Below are 16,230 nucleotides of genomic sequence, written 5' to 3'. Positions count from 1 at the left end.
AAATTGTTCATTTCGTGATGCGACAATCCGCGCACTGTTCTTGCGCCCCAGGCGCCCGTCTCATGTCGTCCGCACCGGTTTCCACATCCCCCGCCACCGCCAACACCGCCCCGCTGAGGGCCCCCACGCTGATGCGCCGCATGGCCTGCTGGCTGTACGAAGGCATGTTGATGTTTGGTGTGGTGTTCATTGCCGGCTATTTGTTTTCCACCCTCACCCAAACCCGCCACGCACTGGACAACCGGTTCGGCCTGCAGTTTTTTCTGTTTGTGGTGTTCGGCATTTATTTCGCCTGGTTCTGGTCGAAAGGCCAGACCCTGGCCATGAAAACCTGGGACATCCGTGTCGTCGATGCCCTAGGTCAACCCATCACCCAAGCGCGAGGTCTGTGGCGCTACGTGCTGTCGTGGCTGTGGTTTGTGCCGCCGCTGGCCGTGAGTTGGGCGCAGGGCGTGAGCGGCGGCGAGGCCTTGGTGCTCGTCTGCGGCTGGGTGGCCATTTGGGCCATCCTCTCGCGTTTTCACCCGCTTGGGCAGTTCTGGCACGACGCGCTGGCCGGCACCCGCCTCGTCCACGTGGAGCGCAAAAAATGACCGCCCCCATGCAGGAACGCGAGGCGCCCACGGCACAAAAGCAGCGCCACGGCCTGTCGCGCCTGGTGCACGCCTTTGGCTATTCCCTCGAAGGCCTGCGCGCCGGCTGGGGCGAGACTGCGCTACGCCAGGAGATGGTGGCCGCCGTGCTGCTGCTGCCCCTGGCGTTCTGGGTCGGCCAGAGTTGGCTGGAAGTCGCCTTGCTGTGTGGCGCCGTGGTGCTGGTGCTGATCGTCGAATTGCTCAACACCGGCATTGAAACCGCCATCGACCGCATTGGCCCCGAGTGGCACGCGCTGTCCAAACGTGCCAAAGACATGGGCAGCGCGGCTGTGCTGCTCAGCCTGCTGCTGTGTGGCGGTATCTGGGCTGCGGCTCTGTGGCACCACTTCTTCTGACGACATGACCCCGAACTTCTCTCTCTGCGTTTATTGCGGCTCGCGCCCTGGCGCCCTGCCCACCTACACCGAAGCCGCTGCCCAAGTGGGCGAGTGGATAGGCCGCCACGGTGGCCAACTGGTCTACGGCGGCGGGCGCAATGGTCTGATGGGTGTGGTGGCTCAAGCCACGCTGGCGGCCGGAGGTCGCGTCATTGGTGTCATTCCGCAGGCGCTGGTGGACAAGGAAGCCGCCAACACCGATTGCACCGAACTGCACGTGGTGCAAACCATGCACGAGCGCAAACGCCTGATGGCCGAACACGCCGATGCCTTCCTGGCCTTGCCTGGCGGCATTGGCACGTTTGAGGAATTGTTTGAGGTCTGGACCTGGCAGCAGTTGGGTTACCACAACAAGCCGCTGGGCCTGCTCAACAGCGCGGGCTACTACGACGGCCTGATGGGCTTTTTTCGCAGCGCCGTCGCACAAGGCTTCATGGGCGACTGGCAGATGGACATGTTGCGCGTGGAGGCGGACGCCACCGCGCTGTTGCCCAACTTGGTGCAGGCCGCGGGCCTGACCACGCAGGCCAGGCTGGACGAGATCTGATCGGAATCAGACCGCCGTGTCGTCCTGTTCGCCGGTGCGGATGCGGATGACGCGCTCCACCTCGGTGACAAAAATCTTGCCGTCGCCAATTTTGCCGGTGCGGGCCGCGCGGATGATGGCGTCCACACAGCGGTCCACGTCATCGTCCTTGACCACCACCTCGATCTTGACCTTGGGCAGGAAGTCCACCACGTACTCGGCGCCACGGTACAACTCGGTGTGGCCCTTCTGGCGCCCAAAGCCCTTGACCTCGGTCACCGTCAAACCGGTCACCCCCTGCTCGGCCAGGGCTTCGCGCACCTCTTCCAGCTTGAAGGGTTTGATGACGGCGGTGATCTGCTTCATGCGTGGGGCTCCGGGCTGAGTGGGGAAAGCCAAAACTTTATCACGCGGGGCACAATGTGGGCCCATGCCCACACCTCATCTGCCCCGTCACGTTCCGATTGCCGCCACTTTCCGCGGCGGCCACCCTGAAAACGTCCATTTCGGCAGTTTTGCCGTGGTCAGCGCCTCTGGTGACGTGTTGGCCAGCGCGGGCGACATCGATTTCCCCCTCTTCACCCGCTCGGCGCTCAAGCCTTTTCAGGCCATGCCGCTGATCGCGCAGGCAGCGCAGCGGTGGTCGCTGGAGGACGCCGACATCGCCCTGCTGTGCGCCAGCCACAACGGCGAGCCGCGCCACACGGAACGCGTGGCAACGCTGCTGGCACGCATAGGCGCGAGCGACGCGGCTTTAGCCTGTGGCACACACGAGCCCTACTTTTTCCGGACACTGGGCCAAACGCCTCCGCCTGGCGCGACATACACCCGGTTGCAACACAACTGCTCCGGCAAGCACACGGGCATGTTGATGCTCGCGCACGTGCTGGGTCAGCCCTTGGCCGGCTACCTGGACGTGGCGCACCCGGTGCAGCAGGCCATCGCCCAAAGCGTGGCGCATTTCAGTGGCATCGCGCCCGAACGCCTGGTGCGCGGCACCGACGGCTGCAGCGCACCCAATTACGCGCTGCCACTGCGCGCCCTGGCCCAGGCCTTCGCCCGCCTCACGCTGAGCACTCCCGATTCGGTCTACGGCAGCACGCCGTTGCGCGTGGCACGCGCCATGAGCCACCACCCCGAGATGGTCAGTGGCGAAGGCCGCAACGACCTGTTCCTGATGCGGGCGGGCGGCGGTGACTGGGTCAGCAAGGTGGGCGCCGATGGTGTGCAGGCCATCGCCAGCTTCAGCCGGGGCGTGGGCATCGCGGCCAAGGTGAGCGACGGCAACCTCACGCCGCTGATGGTGGCCTTGGTGTCGGCCCTGGACCAACTCGGGTGGACCAACGACGCCAGCCGCCAGGCCCTGGCAGTGCTGCTGCCCCCACCCATGAAAAACGCCGCCGGCATCGAGGTGGGCGACATGCGATCGGTGCTGCAATTGCAGCACCATTGAACAAGCTTCAAGACCGGTATTTGGACGTGATGGGGTAACGCCAGTCCTTGCCAAAGCCCCGGTGGGTGACGCGCACACCCACGGGTGACTGGCGGCGCTTGTACTCGTTGATGCGGATCAGGCGCACCACCTGCTCCACAGCGGCCTGGGGATAACCGGCGGCCACGATTTGTGCCGGGTCCATGTCGTTTTCCATGTAGCGCTCAATGATGGCGTCGAGCACCTCGTATTCGGGCAAGCTGTCCTGATCGGTCTGGTCGGGCCGCAGCTCGGCGCTGGGCGGGCGGGTGATGATGCGCTCAGGGATGGGGTCGGTGCCGGCGCCAAAGGGATCGTGGGCGTTGCGCCAGCGTGCCAGGCGGAACACCATGGTCTTGGCCACGTCCTTGATGACCGCAAAACCACCCGCCATGTCGCCGTACAGCGTGCAGTAGCCGGTGGCCATCTCGCTTTTGTTGCCGGTGGTCAGCACGATGCTGCCGAACTTGTTGGACAAGGCCATCAGCAGCGTGCCACGGATGCGCGCCTGGATGTTCTCTTCGGTCGTGTCTTCCTTGAGCCCGGCAAATTCGCCTGCCAGGCTGGCCTTGAAGGCCTCGAACTCGGGACGGATGGAAATTTCGTCGTAGCGCACGCCCATGCGTGTGGCCATGTCCCGCGCGTCAATCCACGAGATGTCGGCCGTGTAAGGCGAAGGCATCATCACCGCACGCACCTTGTCCTTGCCCAGCGCATCCACCGCGATGGCCAGCACCAGGGCCGAATCGATGCCGCCTGAAAGGCCCAGCAGCGCGCCGGGGAAGCCGTTTTTGCCGATGTAATCGCGCACCCCCATCACCAAGGCATGCCAGAGATCGCTTTCCACCGAACCCTCGGGCGCCATCGCGCCCGACAGCCTGCCGCCATCGAGCGCCACATCGAACGCCGCTTCGCTGAAGCTGGGTGCGCGCGCCGCCAGCGCGCCATCGGCGTTGAGGGCAAAACTGCGCCCTTCAAACACAATTTCGTCCTGCCCACCCACCAGATGGGCGTACACCAAGGGCAGGCCCACATCGGCCACACGCTCGCGCATGGTGGTTTCGCGCTCGCCACCCTTGCCCACGTGGAAGGGCGAGGCGTTGATGACAGCCAGCAACTCGGCGCCTGCGGCCTTGGCATCGGCCGCCGGGGCATGGAACCAGGCGTCCTCACAGATCAGCAAGCCCACTTTCACCCACTGGCCGTCGTGGCCGGGCACGTCAAACACACAGGGGGTGTTGCCGGGCGCGAAGTAGCGCCGCTCGTCAAACACCTGGTAGTTGGGCAACTCGCGCTTGGCGTACGTGTGGGTGATCTGCCCGTCACACACCACGCTGGCCGCATTCACCAAGCCGGGCACCGACACGCTGCGCGTGCGCTCCGCGCCCGGGCGGCGGGCCGGGTGGCCCACCACAATGCGCAGGCCACTCAACCCCGCCGTCTCGCGGGCCACTGCTTTCAGGGCATCATCGCAGGCGTCGATGAAGGCGGGCCGCAGAAACAGATCTTCGGCAGCGTAGCCACACAAGGCCAGTTCAGGGGTCAACAACAAGCGCACGCCGCGCCCATGGGCCTCGCGGGCGGCCCGCACGATGCGCTGGGCGTTGCCCTGCAGGTCGCCGACGACAAAATTGAGCTGGGCGATGCTGATGGAAACGGTCATGGACAACGGACGGGAACAGAAAACCGAGGAAGCCGGATTGGCAGCAAACGATTATGTCACCCGGGTCGTTGACGACCCCACCGCCCTGCCCCGCGTTGCCTGGAACGCCCTGCTGCAGCACTGCGACGACCCCAGCCCTTTTGTGCGGCACGAATACCTCTGCGCACTGCACCAGAGCGAGAGCGCCGCCCCCCACACCGGCTGGGCGCCGCGCTTCATCAGCCTGTGGCTTGGTGACGAGTTGCACGCGGTCTGTCCGCTGTACCTCAAAAGCCATTCGTACGGCGAATACGTGTTCGACTGGGCCTGGGCCGAGGCCTACCAGCGCCACGGCCTGCGCTACTACCCCAAGGCCGTGATCGCGGTGCCCTTCACGCCCGTAACGGGTGCGCGGCTATTGGCCCGCGATGCGCACGCGCGTGCCGCGCTGCTGCGGGCCGCACAGGCGTACTGCGAGGCGGAAAACATCTCATCGCTGCACCTGCTGTTCGCGCGGGATGCCGACATGGCAACGGCCGCCACCCAAGGGCTCATGGCACGACACACTGTGCAATTCCACTGGCAGAACGGCACGCCCCCCTACGCCGATTTCGACAGCTTTCTGCTCACACTCAACCAGGAGAAGCGAAAAAAAATCCGCCAGGAACGGCGCAAGGTGAGCGATGCCGGGGTGCGTTTCCGATGGGCGCGGGGCCAGGACATCACCGCCGCAGACTGGGCGTTTTTCTACCGCTGCTACGAACGCACTTACCTGGAACACGGCAACGCGCCCTACCTCACCCCCGCGTTTTTTGAAGCCATCGCGCGCGACATGCCCGGTCACTGGCTTCTCTTCATCGCCGAAGACGCACAAGGCCGCCCCATCGCCAGCAGCCTTATCGCCCTGAGCGACACAGGTGCCTCACCTGCGGTGGCCTACGGCCGCTACTGGGGTGCGCTGGAGCGGGTGGACTGCCTGCATTTCGAGGCCTGCTACTACCAGCCATTGATGTGGTGCATCGCACACGGCGTGCGGCGTTTTGAAGGCGGCGCCCAGGGCGAACACAAAATGGCCCGCGCCTTGTTGCCCGTGAAGACCCACAGCGCGCACTGGCTGGCCCACCCGGCCTTTGCCGATGCGGTGGAACGTTTTCTGACGCGTGAAGGCGAAGGCGTGGACAACTACATGGCGCACCTGGAGGCACGCAACCCGTTCAAGCAACAAAGCGCACGGCGCTGAGCACCCCCAGCAGCACCGGCTGGTGCAGCATGTAGTAGCTCAAGCTCCATCGACCCAGAACCGCCATCCACCCGGGCGCCGGGCCTTCCAACGCCGAGCCAGGGCGTTGCAGCGCCCAACGCCCACAGCACATGCCCAGCCACATCACACCCAGCCACGGCAGCAGGGGCACGTAGTCTTCGGTGATGGGCTTGCGCGAAATCAAGCCCAGCCAATTGGCCCACGGCTCATTCAGCCACTGCCAAAGGGGCTGGGCTGCGATGTGCGAGGCCGCCAACGAAGGCAAGGCCAATGTCACCAAGGCCAGTGGCAACAAGACGGCGCCCGACCAGCCCGCGCTGAGCCGGGCCACAACCAACATCACCGCCAGGCCATGCAGCACGCCAAAGTAGATGAAGCTGTGTGGAAACATCCACCACGACCCCACACTCACCAACAAGGCGCAGCCCGCCACTTGGGCCCAACGGCGCCAGAAGCGTGCCCAGCTCTGTCCCTGCGCGTGGGCCACGGCCTGACCCAGCCCCGCGCAAAACAGAAACAGCGAGACGATCGCCGTGCGCTGCCCAGTCCAGAACGGGTCGCGGTAGAAATCTGCGTCCAACCAGCCAAAAAACCGCAAGTCAAACGCAAAGTGGTAAGCCGTCATCCACAACATGGCCACCGCGCGCAGCGCGTCAATGCGGTCCAGGCGTGCGCCACCAGCCAAAGGCTTGCCCATCATTGGCCCTGTGCCTGCCACTTCAACAAGATGTCGGCCAAAGCCTGGGGTTCGCTGACCATGGGATCGTGCCCTGTGGCCAGCGTCTGCAGATGCCAGCCGGCTTGCGCGCGAACCCGCTCCCGGCTCACCGCGATGGTGGGCAAGGCGGGTGAGGTGCAATCGACGAACAGCCGGGGCACGCGGGCCCAGGCCGCTTCGTCAAACTTCAAGGGCGAGCGGTAGACAGCCACAGGTTGTGGCGTTTGCCGGCGGTTCACCCACGCACGGTCAGCCCCCTCCAGGCCAAACACCGACGCATCAGGTGCAGGAAATGACAGGCCGCCACTGGCCTCGGCCTGGTTCAATCGGGCCTGGATGGTCTCCGGCGTGTGCGTGCTGCTCCAGCTTTCGCCGCTGTGTGGCACCACCGCGTCCACGTACACCAGCGAGTGCAGCCGCTCGGGCGACTGCGCCAGCAGGGCATCGGCCACCCCGGTGACGACCAAGCCCCCGTAGCTGTGCCCCACCAGCACCACGGACGCCAGCTCCTCGGCTTCGATCAGCGCCAGCACGTCCTGCACGTGGGTTTCCACGCCGCTGACAGCGGTCAGCAAGTGGCTTCGATCGCCCACGCCCGTCAACGTGACGGCATGCGCCGTCGCGCCCGCAGCGCGTAAAGCGGGCAACACGCGGCGCCAACACCAGGCGCCGTGCCATGCGCCATGCACCAATACGATGGAAGGAGGCTGCGAATGAGACGTCATGCGCCGCATGATGCCTCATCCGCCCCCAAGGGGCTCAATGCACCTGTCGCTCGAAACTGAACTGCCCCGGTGACCGGATGGGGTCCACCCCCACGGGGATCACGTCCTTGGGCGCAAACCGCCCCTCCAGAATCAGCTTGGACAGCGGGTTCTCGATGCGCTGCTGGATGGCCCGCTTGAGCGGGCGCGCGCCGTACACCGGATCGAAACCCACTTTGGCCAACTCGGCCAGCGCGGCCGGCGTGACCTCCAGCGACAGGTCCATCTGCGCCAGGCGCTTTTGCAACAACGCCAACTGGATGCCCGCGATGGCCTCGATGTGCTGCGCATCCAGGCTGTGGAAGACCACCGTCTCGTCGATGCGGTTCAAAAACTCAGGCCGGAAGTGGTTTTTCAGCTCGCCCCAGACCGCATCCTTGATGTCCTCGGCGTCCTGGCCTGTCATGGCCTGAATCATGTGCGAGCCGATGTTGCTGGTCATCACGATGACGGTGTTCTTGAAGTCCACCGTGCGGCCCTGGCCGTCGGTCAGGCGGCCGTCGTCCAGCACCTGCAGCAGCACGTTGAACACATCAGGGTGGGCCTTTTCCACTTCGTCGAGCAGCAACACGCTGTAGGGCTTGCGGCGCACGGCTTCGGTCAGGTAGCCGCCCTCGTCGTAGCCCACGTAGCCGGGTGGCGCACCAATCAGGCGGGCCACCGAGTGCTTCTCCATGAACTCGCTCATGTCGATGCGGATCAGGTGGTCTTCGCTGTCAAACAGAAAGCCAGCCAGCGCCTTGCACAGCTCGGTTTTGCCCACACCGGTGGGGCCCAGGAACAGGAAGGAGCCGGTGGGCCGGTTCGGGTCGCTCAAACCCGCACGCGAGCGGCGGATGGCATTGGCCACCGCAACGATGGCCTCGTCCTGTCCCACCACACGCTCATGCAACTTGGCCTCCATCTGCAGCAGCTTGTCTTTTTCACCCTGCATCATCTTGGCGACCGGGATGCCGGTGGCGCGGCTCACCACCTCGGCAATTTCTTCTGCCCCCACCTGGGTGCGCAAGAGGCGGTTGGCGTTGCCGGCGGCAGATTTGCCCGCCTCTTTGGCCTGAGCTTCCTGCAAGCGCTTTTCCAGCTCGGGCAGCTGGCCGTATTGCAGCTCGGCCACCTTGGCCAGGTCGCCCTTGCGGGTCAGCGAGTCGATCTGCTGGCGCAGCTTGTCGATCTCCTCGCGCACCTGTGCGCTGCCTTGCGCGGTGGCCTTTTCCGCCTTCCAGATTTCGTCCAGATCGGCGATCTCCTTCTGCAGGCTCTCGATCTCTTCGTCGATCAGCTCCAACCGGCGCTGAGACGCCTCGTCCTTTTCACGCTTGACGGCTTCGCGTTCGATCTGCAACTGGATCAGGCGACGGTCCAGCTTGTCCATCACCTCGGGCTTGGAGTCCAGCTCGATCTTGATCTTGGACGCGGCCTCGTCAATGAGGTCGATGGCCTTGTCGGGCAGGAAGCGGTCGGTGATGTAGCGGTTGGACAACTCGGCCGCGGCCACGATGGCGGGGTCGGTGATGTCCACGCCGTGGTGCACCTGGTAGCGTTCCTTGAGGCCACGCAAGATGGCAATCGTCGCCTCCACCGTGGGCTCGCCCACCAGGATTTTCTGAAAGCGGCGCTCCAGCGCGGCGTCTTTCTCGATGTATTTGCGGTATTCGTCCAGGGTGGTGGCACCCACGCAGTGCAGCTCGCCGCGCGCCAGCGCCGGCTTGAGCATGTTGCCGGCGTCCATGGCGCCTTCGGCCTTGCCGGCGCCCACCATGGTGTGCAACTCGTCGATGAAGACGATGGTCTGGCCCTCTTCCTTGGCCAGTTCGTTGAGCACATTTTTCAGGCGCTCTTCAAACTCACCTCGGAACTTGGCGCCCGCCAACAGCGCGGCCATGTCCAGGCTGAGCACGCGCTTGCCCTTGAGCGAATCGGGCACCTCGCCCGCCACGATGCGCTGCGCCAAGCCTTCCACAATGGCCGTTTTGCCCACGCCGGGCTCGCCAATCAGCACCGGGTTGTTTTTGGTGCGCCGCTGCAGCACCTGGATGGCGCGCCGAATCTCGTCGTCGCGACCAATCACGGGGTCCAGCTTGCCCAAACGGGCACGCTCGGTCAGGTCCAGGCAATATTTTTTCAGCGCCTCGCGCTGGCCTTCGGCCTCGGGGCTGTTGACGCTCTGCCCACCGCGCACGGCGGTGATCGCAGACTCCAGGCTCTTGCGGTTCAGGCCGTTTTCGTTGGCAATGCGGCCCAGTTCGCCCTTGAAATCGGCCACGGCCAGCAAAAATAGCTCGCTGGCCACAAACTGGTCACCGCGCTTGATGGACTCCTTTTCGGCCGCCTGCATCAGCGTCACCGTGTCGCGGCTGACCTGCACTTGGTCCTGGCCCTGCACCTGGGGCAGGCGCTTGACAGCCGCTTCGCAGGCGGTGAGCAATCCGGCGGTGTTGACACCCGCGCGCTGCAGCAGCGCCTTGGGGCCATCTTCTTGCCGCAGCATGGCCACCAGCACGTGGGCGGGTTCGATGTAGGCGTGGTCGTTGCCCAAGGCCAGGCTCTGTGCCTCGCTCAGGGCTTCCTGGAACTTGGTGGTGAATTTGTCGATGCGCATGACGCGGCTCCAAAAAACTTGATTGACACCGACGTGGGGCCGGCGGTGGTCTTTTCAAGCCTGGGGCACAGCTTCCGGCGTCGCCTCAACGGTGTCAATGACGCAGGTCAAGTCGGGGCCTGGTCGGACAAGGACAAACCCAGTGCCTGACCTACATCCGCCAGCGCCAGGGCCGGTGTGTTCCAGTGCAGCTCGGCGTCATGGCACAGCAGCGCCCTGCGCACCGGCCAATCCGACACAACGGCCAAACTGTGGTGAAACGCCCGCTGATCTTGCACAAAACGACCAAAAAATCGGGAAACGCCCACGCGCTTGCGCACGCCCATGGCGTGTGCCCACACGAGCGTGCTCCAGCGCAGCGACCCTTGCCACCATTGCAACAAGTCGGTCACGATCAAGGTGCCCGATGGCCTGTGAAACCACAGCGTCTCGTTGACCTGGGGCATGCCCTGAATCAAAACCCCATCCAACGAGGGGCGCCATTGGGCGAGCGCTTCGCGGTCCAATGTTCGTGCGCCGGGCGGCGCGGTGGCCGCACCCAACAGGCCTGGCGCCACCCATACCTCGGCATCGGGGAAGGTTTCGCAGGCTTGATGGAGAAACAGGTCGTGCGCGCAACTGGGGGCCACCAGCCACCGCACCCGGCCCAAGGCCGTCAACTCGTTTTGCAAGGCCCTACGAAGGGGGACCGGTGAGTGCAACCAGAGTTGATCGCCTTCCAGCCGAACAACAGTCATCCGGGACGAGATCGCAAGCCCGCGTACCTTGAATTCGTGTCTTACGCTCCAGAGATGGGTGTCGTGTTGGGTCAGCATGTCGGTTCAGCGAGTGTTGATGAACCATGGTGCCAAGCAACGCGCCACGGCGATAGAACGATGTCGACATGGCTGTGGCACAAGCCCAAGCCCAGGCCGACGCGCCTTGCCACAGGAGAATAGGAAACTGCTGAAACCGTCGCAGCCTCACCATCCACCACCCCATGCCCATTTCCGCAGCATCGAACCGCCTGTGGCTGCCCCGACCACCATTGCTCTCGTGTGTGCGCTGTTTCATTTCGCGGAACACCACCACCGTCACGCTGGCCGAGGAGGACCGCTACAGCCACTACCCGGCAACACCTTTGTGCAGCATCGGTTGGTGGTGGACAGGCTCTGCCGACTACCTGGAGCCGGGCGCCCCCGCCTTGAGCACCAGTGCCCGCAGGCCGGCGCCAGCACAAGTGGTGGTGGCAGGACCACACACCCACCCAACCATCAGCCACAACCCAGGGCCAGCGCATGGGGTGATGGTGGTATTGATGCCCGATGCCTTGGAAGCACTCACTGGCCTGTCCCCAAAATCACTGATCAACAGGACGGTCAGCGCACAGCAGCACCTGCCCCCGAACTGGTTGGCCATGTTGGACGAGGTGTTGGGTTGCGAGGGCGAACACGCTGCCACTCAGTTGATCGAACGGTTCTTGTTGCACCGACGGCCCAGTCTGGCCGCGACCACGGGATACCCATCACCCAACCGTCGCCTGCGCCACTGGCTACAGCACATGTCGTACCGTGCGTGGCATTCGAAGCAAGGACGCAGTTGGCGCCAGATGCAGCGCCGGATGCAACAGTGGACTGGCCAGTCCCACCGCGACCTGCATGTCCTGGCCAAAGCCGAATCGGCCTTTCTCGATCTGGTGGCGCAGCACCCCACGTCCATGAACTGGGCCAATGCCGCCACGGATGCTGGCTATGCGGACCAATCGCACATGGGGCGTGTGGCAAAGCGGCTCACCGGTTTTTCCCCCGAAACCTTGCGGCAAAAAATGGCATCGGAAGAAGCGTTCTGGCTGTACCGACTGTGGACCTGATGCCCACAGCTTCACAGGACAGGTGGGCGCCAGTACGCGTAAGTCCAAGCCGGCACAAACCCCAGCCGCCGGTACAAAGACAAGGCCGGCGCATTGCTGGCATCGACCTGCAAAAACACCCGCTGGATACCGCGTGACTGTGCTTCCCGAGCCATGGCCGCCAACACACGTGTGGCCAGCCCCTGGCCACGGTGGGCTGCGACGGTGCGCATGCCATGCACGCTGAGCCAGCCGTGTGCGAAACAGGCCATGCCGCAAGCACGGGTTTCGCCATCCACGCGCAGGCTGGCATAGCGGCTGTCCTGTGCGCGGGCCAGTGCAGCGGAACGGCTGGCACCATCCACCGGGTCCAGGCCTTCGCCCAGGAACATGGCCATCCAGGCGCCGTCGGGGCGTTCGTCCAGCGTGCAGGCGGATGTGTCGGCGCCCACCAAACCTGTCAGCGTTGCCACTTGCACTTGTGTGGGTTGCACACGCAGCCAGCCAGCTGCAGAGAGTTCATCGCGCACATCGGACCAAGCGGCCAACTCAGGCAAACGAAACACCGGCCGGTAACCCGCTGCGCGGTAGCGCTCCACCACCGCTGCCCACCCGGCGACGCTTGCGGGGTCATGGTTGATGGGAACGGCCGCATGGGCGCGGCCCACGGTGCCGTGGTCCATCGGCAGCAGCCAGCCGGGCAGTGCCTCCACGCGCTCGGGCGCCACCGCTGCCAACGTGGCGCGTTCGATGCTTTCGACGTCGGAAGGCAACACGCTCACGCCCCCGCGTTGCCCGCGTTGATGCCCCATTTGGCCAGCGCCTGGTCGTCGCTCACACGCGCATCCACCCAACGCGCGCCCTCGGGCGTGTCTTCCTTTTTCCAGAACGGCGCCTGGGTCTTGAGGTAGTCCATCAAAAACTCGCAAGCCTGGAAGCTTTCGCCCCGGTGCGCCGAGGTGACCGCCACCAGCACAATCTGGTCGAGTGGCTGCAGCAAGCCCACGCGGTGGATGACGCGAGCGCCAAAGATGTCGAAGCGGCGCTGCGCTTCATCGATCATGGCCTCGATGGCTTTTTCCGTCATGCCGGGGTAGTGCTCCAACTCCAGCGTTTTGACCGATTGGCCGTCGTTGCGATCGCGCACCGTGCCCACAAACGCGCACACGGCGCCCACGCGGGTGTCGCCTTTTCGCAGATGTGCCACCTCGGTGTTGAGGTCGAAGTCTTTGGTTTGTATGGAGACGGAGAACAACATGATGCGATTGTGTCACCAGCTTGTGTCACCAGCGCCAGCTGCGGTCGTCTGCATAGGGCTGAAGCAGATCCCTGGCGTTGCCGTACAGGTCTATGAAAACGGCCACGGTGCCGTGGGCTTGCTCCTGCGGCTCTCGCACAAAATGGACGCCCGCCGCAACAAACCGCCGGTCGTCGCGCGAAAAGCCGTCAAACGTCAACCACCGGTGACTGGCGGAAAAAACGCCACCTCAGCGCCCTCGCTGAGGGGAGCGGCTTCGTCGCCCACCATGGCCTGGTTCAAGGCCACGCGCACGGCCCTGCCACGCGCCAAGGCTTGCGCGTAGGCGCCACCACGCGCGATCAGCTCGTCGCGCAAAGCACCCACCGTGGTGGCCGCCACTTCCAGCGTTTCCCCGCCCTGCCCCAAGGCCTCACGGATGGAGGCGAAGTACTTGAGTTGGACCTTCATGCGAGCAAGTCCGTCAAAGGAATGAAACGCACCAGATCGCCACGGGCAATGGCATTGCCGGGCGGGTTGTCGATCAGGCCGTCGGCCCAGACAGCCGAGGTCAACACGCCCGAACTCTGGTTGGGGAACACATCGACACCACCCAACGCATTGCGTCGAGCGCGCAGAAATTCACGGCGCTTGTCGCCCTTGGGGAGGTCGAAATGGGCTGGCAGCATCACGGCTGCGGGCAGAGCCGACGCGGCGTCTACCGCAACGCCTTGCAGCCGCAACAGGAAAGGCCGCACCAGCAACAAAAAGGTGACGAAGCTGGACACCGGGTTGCCCGGCAAGCCAATGAAATGTGCAACGCCCACCCGGCCATGGGCAAACGGCTTCCCGGGTTTCATGCCGATCTGCCACAGGTCCAGGTGCCCCAGCGCCTGCACAGCGGGCTTGATGTGGTCTTCTTCGCCCACCGAAACCCCGCCGCTGGTGAGGATGAGGTCGTGGCTTTGAGCGGCTTCACTCAATGCCTGCAAGGTGGCCTCGCGTTGATCGGGCACGATGCCCAGATCGCTGACCTCACATCCCAAACGCAGCAGCAAGGCGCGCAGAAAAAAACGGTTGGAGTTGTAAATGGCGCCAGGCTTCATGTCCGCCGGTGCAACAGCGCCCGGCATGACCAGCTCGTCCCCGGTCGAGAACAAGGCCACACGCACGCGAGGCGCCACCGCCAACTCCGCAAACCCAATGCTCGCCGCCAGGCCAAGCTCGGCCGGCCCCAGGCGCGTGCCGGCGGCCAACACGGTGCCGCCTTTTTGCACGTCCTCCCCCTGGCGACGAATCCATTGCCCAACAACCGGTTGGCTGGAGAAGGACACACGCCCGTCCTCTTGCGCTTGTGCCTCCTCCTGCATCACCACCGCGTCGGCACCTGCCGGCACGGGCGCCCCCGTGAAGATACGTGCCACGGTGCCGGGCAGCAGCGGGCCGCCGAAGTGGCCTGCCGGGATGCGCTGCGAGACCACCAGCGGGGCACCAGCCGCCTGCGCCAAGTCGGCCACACGCACCGCGTAGCCGTCCATCGAGGTGTTGTCGTGGCCAGGCACGTCCAAAGCGCTGACGAGGTCTTGCGCCAGCACACGGCCATCGGCCTCGAAGGTGGGCACCTTCTGGACACCAGCCAACGCCGCCGTGTCGTTCAACAGATCGGCCAGTGCGTCCTCCAGCGGGCGCAAACCAGGGCGAGGGCTCGGGGTCACGCTCATGCGCAGTGCTGGGCGATGTAGGCCTTGACCTGATTGGCCTGCGCGGGCATGACCAGCACCCGCTTGGGCAGGTCTTCGATGCCCACGAACTTGGCCGGGCGCTCGGGCTCACGGCCCAGCGCTTCCACGATGGTGCCGGCGAACTTGATGGGCAAGGCCGTCTCCAGCACCACCATGGGCACACCGGCTTGCAGATGCTCGCGCGCCACCTTCACACCGTCGGCGGTGTGGGTGTCGATCATCAGGCCGTGGCGGCTCCAGCAATCGCGGATGGTGGCCAGGCGGTCGGCGTGGGTGCTTTTGCCGCTGACAAAACCGTAGCGGCCGGCGGCCTGGGCAAACAGCGGGTCGGCGCTCAAATCGAAACGGCCGTGCTTCGCCAGTTGCGGGCCGAACAGATCGGCAGTGCGCCCGGCGTCGCGGCCCAGCAGATCGAACACGAAGCGCTCGAAGTTGCTGGCCTTGCTGATGTCCATGGACGGGCTGGACGTCTCGTGCGTGTCGGCACTGCCGCGCACGCGGTAGACGCCGGTGCGGAAAAACTCGTCGAGCACGTCGTTTTCGTTGGTGGCCACCACCAGCTGCGCGATGGGCAGGCCCATCATGCGGGCCACGTGGCCGGCACAGACGTTGCCGAAGTTGCCGCTGGGCACGGTGAAGGACACCTGCTGGTCGTCTTTCGTGGTGGCCTGAAAGTAACCGGCAAAGTAATACACCACCTGGGCCAACAAGCGCGCCCAGTTGATGGAGTTGACCGTGCCGATCTTGTACTTGCGCTTGAACTCGAGGTCGTTGCTGACCGCCTTGACGATGTCCTGGCAGTCATCAAACACACCTTCGATGGCGATGTTGTGGATGTTGGCGTCCTGCAGGCTGAACATCTGCGCCTGCTGGAAGGGGCTCATGCGGCCGTGAGGGCTGGTCATGAACACGCGCACACCTGCCTTGCCACGCATGGCGTATTCGGCCGCGCTGCCGGTGTCGCCGGAAGTCGCGCCCAGGATGTTGAGCTGCTCGCCGCGCCGGCCCAGTTCGTACTCGAACAAGTGGCCCAGCAGCTGCATGGCCATGTCCTTGAAGGCCAGCGTGGGGCCGTTGGACAGGGCTTCCAGCCAGAGGCCGTTTTCCACATGTCGCAGCGGCACGATCTCGCCCGTGCCAAACACCTCTGCGGTGTAGGTCTTCTGGCAGATGGCGCGCAGGTCGGCGGCGGGGATGTCGTCGATGTAGAGCGACAGCACCTCGAAGGCCAGATCGGCGTAGCTCTGCTCGTGGTAGACCTTGCGCCAGCGCGCCAGGGTGGCCGCGTCCACCTGCGGGTAGCGCTCGGGCAGGTACAGGCCACCATCGGGCGCCAGGCCTTCGAGCAGGATGTCGCAGAAGCGGCGCGGCGTGCGGTCGCCACGGGTCGAAAGGTAGTTCATAGGGTT

Annotated in this window: 18 protein-coding genes; 6 read left to right on the top strand and 12 right to left on the bottom strand. The window is 64.8% G+C overall.

Annotated features, from left to right (window positions below):
• Nucleotides 1-62: 62 nt before the first annotated feature.
• Genes ACFQU0_RS06535 through ACFQU0_RS06525 form a run of 3 tightly spaced genes read left to right on the top strand, consistent with a single transcriptional unit; the run spans nucleotide 63 to nucleotide 1,580 of the window.
• Nucleotides 63-593 carry an RDD family protein gene (locus tag ACFQU0_RS06535; protein WP_382199366.1) on the top strand — a complete coding sequence of 177 codons (531 nt, stop codon included), beginning with the start codon at nucleotides 63-65 and terminating at the stop codon, nucleotides 591-593.
• Nucleotides 590-991, top strand: a complete 402-nt coding sequence (locus ACFQU0_RS06530) for a diacylglycerol kinase (RefSeq protein ID WP_382199365.1) — start codon at nucleotides 590-592, stop codon at nucleotides 989-991. The genes ACFQU0_RS06535 and ACFQU0_RS06530 overlap by 4 nt, the downstream gene beginning before the upstream one ends.
• 4 nt (nucleotides 992-995) lie before the next feature.
• Nucleotides 996-1,580: an LOG family protein gene (locus ACFQU0_RS06525; RefSeq protein WP_382199364.1), complete on the top strand. Its 585-nt coding sequence runs from the start codon at nucleotides 996-998 to the stop codon at nucleotides 1,578-1,580.
• A gap of 6 nt (nucleotides 1,581-1,586) precedes the next feature.
• On the opposite strand, the gene ACFQU0_RS06520 is transcribed toward ACFQU0_RS06525, so the two are convergent.
• On the bottom strand, nucleotides 1,587-1,925 hold the full coding sequence (locus ACFQU0_RS06520; protein ID WP_382199363.1) for a P-II family nitrogen regulator: 339 nt from the start codon (nucleotides 1,923-1,925) through the stop codon (nucleotides 1,587-1,589).
• Between the two features lie 64 nt (nucleotides 1,926-1,989).
• Here ACFQU0_RS06520 and ACFQU0_RS06515 point away from each other — a divergent pair, with 64 nt between their 5' ends.
• Nucleotides 1,990-3,012: an asparaginase gene (locus tag ACFQU0_RS06515; RefSeq protein ID WP_382199362.1), complete on the top strand. Its 1,023-nt coding sequence runs from the start codon at nucleotides 1,990-1,992 to the stop codon at nucleotides 3,010-3,012.
• Between the two features lie 7 nt (nucleotides 3,013-3,019).
• Here ACFQU0_RS06515 and ACFQU0_RS06510 read toward each other — a convergent pair whose 3' ends face one another.
• Nucleotides 3,020-4,693, bottom strand: coding sequence for an NAD+ synthase (locus ACFQU0_RS06510; RefSeq protein WP_382199361.1), 1,674 nt, complete (start codon nucleotides 4,691-4,693; stop codon nucleotides 3,020-3,022).
• On the opposite strand from ACFQU0_RS06510, the gene ACFQU0_RS06505 reads away from it, so the two are divergent.
• Complete coding sequence (locus tag ACFQU0_RS06505; protein ID WP_382199360.1) at nucleotides 4,692-5,912, top strand: GNAT family N-acetyltransferase; 1,221 nt, start codon at nucleotides 4,692-4,694, stop codon at nucleotides 5,910-5,912. The genes ACFQU0_RS06510 and ACFQU0_RS06505 overlap by 2 nt on opposite strands.
• Here ACFQU0_RS06505 and ACFQU0_RS06500 read toward each other — a convergent pair.
• From ACFQU0_RS06500 to ACFQU0_RS06485, 4 genes are all read right to left on the bottom strand, one after another.
• Nucleotides 5,887-6,630 (bottom strand): acetyltransferase domain-containing protein, encoded by a 744-nt coding sequence (locus ACFQU0_RS06500; protein WP_382199359.1) that lies wholly within the window; start codon nucleotides 6,628-6,630, stop codon nucleotides 5,887-5,889. The genes ACFQU0_RS06505 and ACFQU0_RS06500 overlap by 26 nt on opposite strands.
• Nucleotides 6,630-7,376 (bottom strand): alpha/beta fold hydrolase, encoded by a 747-nt coding sequence (locus ACFQU0_RS06495; protein ID WP_382199358.1) that lies wholly within the window; start codon nucleotides 7,374-7,376, stop codon nucleotides 6,630-6,632. The genes ACFQU0_RS06500 and ACFQU0_RS06495 overlap by 1 nt, the downstream gene beginning before the upstream one ends.
• 34 nt (nucleotides 7,377-7,410) lie before the next feature.
• Nucleotides 7,411-10,014: an ATP-dependent chaperone ClpB gene (gene clpB / locus ACFQU0_RS06490; protein WP_382199357.1), complete on the bottom strand. Its 2,604-nt coding sequence runs from the start codon at nucleotides 10,012-10,014 to the stop codon at nucleotides 7,411-7,413.
• A 107-nt stretch (nucleotides 10,015-10,121) separates the two neighbouring features.
• On the bottom strand, nucleotides 10,122-10,829 hold the full coding sequence (locus ACFQU0_RS06485) for a DUF4336 domain-containing protein (protein ID WP_382199356.1): 708 nt from the start codon (nucleotides 10,827-10,829) through the stop codon (nucleotides 10,122-10,124).
• A 164-nt stretch (nucleotides 10,830-10,993) separates the two neighbouring features.
• On the opposite strand from ACFQU0_RS06485, the gene ACFQU0_RS06480 reads away from it, so the two are divergent.
• Nucleotides 10,994-11,863 (top strand): helix-turn-helix domain-containing protein, encoded by an 870-nt coding sequence (locus ACFQU0_RS06480; RefSeq protein ID WP_382199355.1) that lies wholly within the window; start codon nucleotides 10,994-10,996, stop codon nucleotides 11,861-11,863.
• An 11-nt stretch (nucleotides 11,864-11,874) separates the two neighbouring features.
• Here ACFQU0_RS06480 and ACFQU0_RS06475 read toward each other — a convergent pair whose 3' ends face one another.
• Genes ACFQU0_RS06475 through thrC form a run of 6 tightly spaced genes read right to left on the bottom strand, consistent with a single transcriptional unit; the run spans nucleotide 11,875 to nucleotide 16,224 of the window.
• Nucleotides 11,875-12,654, bottom strand: a complete 780-nt coding sequence (locus tag ACFQU0_RS06475) for a GNAT family N-acetyltransferase (RefSeq protein WP_382199354.1) — start codon at nucleotides 12,652-12,654, stop codon at nucleotides 11,875-11,877.
• Nucleotides 12,621-13,100: a molybdenum cofactor biosynthesis protein MoaE gene (locus tag ACFQU0_RS06470; protein ID WP_382199353.1), complete on the bottom strand. Its 480-nt coding sequence runs from the start codon at nucleotides 13,098-13,100 to the stop codon at nucleotides 12,621-12,623. Before ACFQU0_RS06470 ends, ACFQU0_RS06475 begins: the two co-directional genes overlap by 34 nt.
• Before the next feature lie 25 nt (nucleotides 13,101-13,125).
• Nucleotides 13,126-13,299, bottom strand: a complete 174-nt coding sequence (locus ACFQU0_RS06465; protein WP_382199352.1) for a VOC family protein — start codon at nucleotides 13,297-13,299, stop codon at nucleotides 13,126-13,128.
• Nucleotides 13,296-13,550: a molybdopterin converting factor subunit 1 gene (gene moaD / locus ACFQU0_RS06460; RefSeq protein WP_382199351.1), complete on the bottom strand. Its 255-nt coding sequence runs from the start codon at nucleotides 13,548-13,550 to the stop codon at nucleotides 13,296-13,298. The genes ACFQU0_RS06465 and moaD overlap by 4 nt, the downstream gene beginning before the upstream one ends.
• The gene (locus tag ACFQU0_RS06455) at nucleotides 13,547-14,800 is read right to left on the bottom strand and encodes a molybdopterin molybdotransferase MoeA (protein ID WP_382199350.1); all 1,254 of its coding nucleotides are present in this window, start codon (nucleotides 14,798-14,800) and stop codon (nucleotides 13,547-13,549) included. Before ACFQU0_RS06455 ends, moaD begins: the two co-directional genes overlap by 4 nt.
• Nucleotides 14,797-16,224 (bottom strand): threonine synthase, encoded by a 1,428-nt coding sequence (thrC, locus tag ACFQU0_RS06450; RefSeq protein WP_382199349.1) that lies wholly within the window; start codon nucleotides 16,222-16,224, stop codon nucleotides 14,797-14,799. The genes ACFQU0_RS06455 and thrC overlap by 4 nt, the downstream gene beginning before the upstream one ends.
• Nucleotides 16,225-16,230 lie beyond the last annotated feature (6 nt).

The organism is Hydrogenophaga defluvii (assembly GCF_042665235.1).
Lineage (GTDB): Bacteria > Pseudomonadota > Gammaproteobacteria > Burkholderiales > Burkholderiaceae_C > Hydrogenophaga > Hydrogenophaga defluvii_A.
This window is presented reverse-complemented; position numbering and strand designations above follow the sequence as displayed.